Consider the following 3963-nt stretch of genomic DNA (forward strand, 5'->3'; position numbering starts at 1 on the left):
TAAAATGATAAGTTAGAACTACCTGACAATAAAATCCTTTAATTTATCAACTTCTATAATTCTTTTTCTTTGTTTCTGTCATTTTAAATTTTTAAAAATTTCCAATTTATAAAATTCGTGTTTTCTGTTGACAAATAAAATCTATAGATTTATTATGTCTGTAGTCAAAAGATATCTGCGGTTTACGTGGGTTATAAAAATAAAGAGGTGTTTATTATGAAAAAGAAAATTGTTTTAGGATTTGTATTAATATTCTTATCCCTTATTCCTATGATTTATTCTGGATTGTTTTTAGGTGCATCATTAGATCCATATGGTAATATGGATCAATTACCAGTAGCTCTAGTCAATTCCGAAAAAAATATAATTCAAGATAAATTAGTTGAAGAAAAATTATTTGATTTAAAAGAAGAAACAAACATGGATAGCGCGATGGAAAAGTTAAGAGACGGAAAAGTATATGCCATTATAAGTTTTGGTGAAGATTTTCAAGGTAAAATTACAACTTTTCCAAAGCTAAAAGAAAACGCTGAATTACAATTGATAACTTCTGAAGGACTTAATTCCTTTTCTTCAAAAGTCATCACTAGTACAATGAACCAATTTGTACAACATGTTAATGCAGAACTATCTTCTAAAATTATTGACAAGATGCAAGGCATGAATATTCCAGATTCAACTGGTTCTATCGTTAAATTACAAGTCAAAAATATTCATCCAGTAAAAAATAATGGTGAAGCAATGGCTCCATATTTATTTTCATTAACACTTTTTGTTGCTGGGATATTTGTCAACCAATTTACAATGCGTAATTTGAAGAAAAAAGGAGAAAAATTTACAACGTACTGGACAAAACAATATGTTTTTCCTGTAATAATTGGTTTAGTTCAAGTACTTTTATTACTAAGTGGGAATTTCTTATTTATCCATATTCCAGTTAACTCACTCTATCAATTAATGGCTTTCTTATTTTTAACTTCTGCAACATTCTTGAGTATAATTGTAGGATTTAATAAATTGATTCCAGGAATTGGATCTTTAATTGTTTTAATTTTAACTATGCTCCAAACGTCAGCTGCAGCTGGTGTTTATCCTATTCTCTTAACCAATAGTCTATTTGAAAAAATTAATGCTTGTATTCCAATGACCTATACAATAAGAGGATTGAGAAGTATTATCAGTTTGGAAGGCATTAATTTAGCAGAAAATGTTTACGTATTAATCGGCTTCTTAATTTTTGGCCAATTCTTAATTTTACTTTCCTATTTAATACATGAACGACGCTTCAAAAAAACATCAAACTAAACAATAAAGGTGGGAAATAGTAATGAAAATCTATAAAATTGATGCTGCTAAAAAAAAGAAGACGGAGATTAGAGAAAGACATGATAAATTAGGACAAGAATATACAGATATAGATACTTTTGTCAAAGATCTACTTAAAGAAAAAAGAGAAATAAACAAAAACAGGAATTGCTTTAAATGAATTTACAGATTATTATTCTTCTAAAATCTTATATAATTAACTGTACTTGAATTTAATATTTAGGCAATACTCTAAATATAAAAAGAGACAAACGCTGAGTTCGTCTCTTTTTATATTTAGCTTTAATCTTGAAATTTTTATTAAATCCTATTTGATTAACATTAGTTTATGTGGGATTTTTAAGACTCTGTATAATCCTTAAAATTAGCAGTTGTCGCAATTCTGTCTATAGTCCATTATTTATCTATTGGTAAACATACTTTTTTGGGTAGTCTTCACAAAACAATAATAAACTAATTAGTTTATTATTTAAAATAGTAGAATAAAAATATATTATTTTATAAATTAAAAATAAATAATTTTATTAGTGTGTACATAAAATCACCATAAACGTGCCTGGAAAGAGCTTCAGAAGGACTTATCCATACTCTAATGCAATCATGCCTTGGGGCTGTTTCAAAAGCTACTTTCCCATTTTTTGAAAATTTCTTTGTTTTTTTAATCGCCGTATTCCCGCAAAAAGTGATCAAACAGCTGTATTGTCCTTTAGTATACTTCAAATATTCAAAAGGTTTTTCATTGAAACAAATTCCTGTCGCTTTTATTCTCGTTTGCTGTTTTTCTGCTAATAACCAACTTTTCTTAGTCGAATGCTCTTGCAAGCGTGCTTCTACTGAAATAATCGAGCCATCTTCCTGTTCTAAATAAATGGACGAATAATACTCCTTAGAGATAGGAACTGCCTTACTTAATTCTGAAATCTGTCTCCCTAATAATCGACAACCAGTTTCCTGGGCGAACGTATAAACCAAATATTCTGAACCATCTTTGAACAAGAGAGAATAGACTTGATACACTTTTTTTGGCTTCGCCTTTTCCTTTTTGGGGACTGCGGCCAACTGTTGAATCACTGGTTGTTTCACTTCGTGTGTTTTTTCATACTGCATTAATTGTTTTAAAGTAGGCTGTAGCTTATCTTGGATTTCTTGATACTTCTCACAGTATAGACAATAACGATCCTTACCAATCGGATGAAACAAATCCGGATCAGACTTATGTTTCTTTTTGATTTCTTGCAATTTCTCCTCGTAAAAATATTTCATTGTCAGCATTTGTTTGTACTCTGATCGATTCAATTCTTTTACTCCTTTTGTATATTATCTACACATAATAAATTTTTTCTTCAAATAGCTTTCTATTTATTCTATCACACATCAATTCCCTTTATTTTCATTAAAAGGAATATTCGTTTGCTTTTCGATAGCGAATAAGCTATCATAAAGGTATGGATAAACCACAATTTGATTACGTTAAACGGAAAGACGGAACAAGCGAATTTGAAGATTTTTTGAACTCTATACCTGAAAAGGATTCTTCTAAGTTATTAGCAATAATTGAAATAACAGAAGAAAAAGGATTGCTCATTGCTCAAAGAATGGAGTGGGTAAAAAAATTAGATAATGATTTGTATGAATTACGTTCTAAAGTAGGAAAAAATATTCAACGAGCAATATATTTTCAAAAAATCGACAATGAATTTCTTATCACACATGGTTTTACTAAGAAAACTCAAAAGACCCCACAAAAAGAAATAAACCATGCAAAAAGTGTTAGAGAAAAATATTTGAAGGGAGAACTAATATGAGCATTAAAGATCTAATTGAAAAGAAAAAAGCGGAAAGTCCGACTTTTGCTCAAGAGTTTGAAGCAGAAAAACAGCGCTTAGAAATTGCAGTAGCAGTTACTGAATTAAGAAGCGAACTAGGGGTTTCTCAACGAGAATTTGCTGAAAAAGTTGGGAAACCGCAGAGTACGATTGCACGCATAGAGAATGGAAGCATGAATCCAAGTATAAAAATTTTATATGAAATTGCTACAAAAGTTGGTAAGGAATTGCATGTAGAATTTAAATAATGAATATCCGTCAGGTTTAAACTGACGGAGTTTTTTTTATCTTATTTTACGTATTTGCAACGAGGCTCTTCTCTAAATAGAAAAATAGCCAGACGACTGCCCGACTATAAGATACCTACTTATTTTTTTCGTTTAGTAGTTGAAAGTCTTGATCAATAAATTGGTAACAATTCCCACAATTTTTACAAGGATATTGTTTCGTTTGAATATTGAGCTGAATCAGCTCACCATAATCACAATCGATCAATACAGCCATTCTTCGTTCTAATCCGTATTATGGACGTCTCCAGAAACTATAGCCTAATTGTTTTTCTTTTCAATGCAATTAACCAATCTAGATCCACTTCATCTTCTTTTTTTATTTTTTTCGTAATACTCTTTCATTTCCTCTTTATTCATAAAAACCATCCTATAAATATTATTTAATCATCTAGTCGACATAACCCTAAATTATATCTAGTTATCATCACTGAATTTTATCAAGCAATGGTTTAGCTATTTTATCTTCTAGTCCCACGACAGAACCATCTATATATGCACTAGAATCAATAGAAGTAGTATTT

5 protein-coding genes are annotated in these 3963 nt (G+C 29.8%); 4 read left to right on the top strand and 1 reads right to left on the bottom strand.

The genetic code is table 11. The features are described from left to right. The first annotated feature begins 216 nt into the window (after window positions 1–216). Entirely contained in the window at window positions 217–1305 is a 1089-nt protein-coding gene (locus JZO83_RS13565; protein ID WP_207116087.1) for a YhgE/Pip family protein, read from the top strand. Window positions 1306–1327: 22 nt separating this feature from the next. After that, complete coding sequence (locus tag JZO83_RS13570) at window positions 1328–1486, top strand: hypothetical protein (RefSeq protein WP_207116088.1); 159 nt, start codon at window positions 1328–1330, stop codon at window positions 1484–1486. 338 nt (window positions 1487–1824) lie between these two features. Here the strand turns inward: JZO83_RS13570 and JZO83_RS13575 are convergent, their stop codons facing one another. Next, on the bottom strand, window positions 1825–2622 hold the full coding sequence (locus JZO83_RS13575; RefSeq protein ID WP_207116089.1) for a hypothetical protein: 798 nt from the start codon (window positions 2620–2622) through the stop codon (window positions 1825–1827). Window positions 2623–2771: 149 nt separating this feature from the next. Between JZO83_RS13575 and JZO83_RS13580 the strand changes: the two genes are divergently transcribed. Both JZO83_RS13580 and JZO83_RS13585 read left to right on the top strand, forming a co-directional pair. Further along, window positions 2772–3131, top strand: coding sequence for a type II toxin-antitoxin system RelE/ParE family toxin (locus JZO83_RS13580; protein ID WP_207116090.1), 360 nt, complete (start codon window positions 2772–2774; stop codon window positions 3129–3131). Further along, complete coding sequence (locus tag JZO83_RS13585) at window positions 3128–3400, top strand: helix-turn-helix transcriptional regulator (RefSeq protein ID WP_207116091.1); 273 nt, start codon at window positions 3128–3130, stop codon at window positions 3398–3400. The genes JZO83_RS13580 and JZO83_RS13585 overlap by 4 nt, the downstream gene beginning before the upstream one ends. The last annotated feature ends 563 nt before the right edge of the window (window positions 3401–3963 follow it).

This window comes from Enterococcus sp. DIV1298c, from assembly GCF_017316315.1.
Lineage (GTDB): Bacteria > Bacillota > Bacilli > Lactobacillales > Enterococcaceae > Enterococcus_B > Enterococcus_B mangumiae.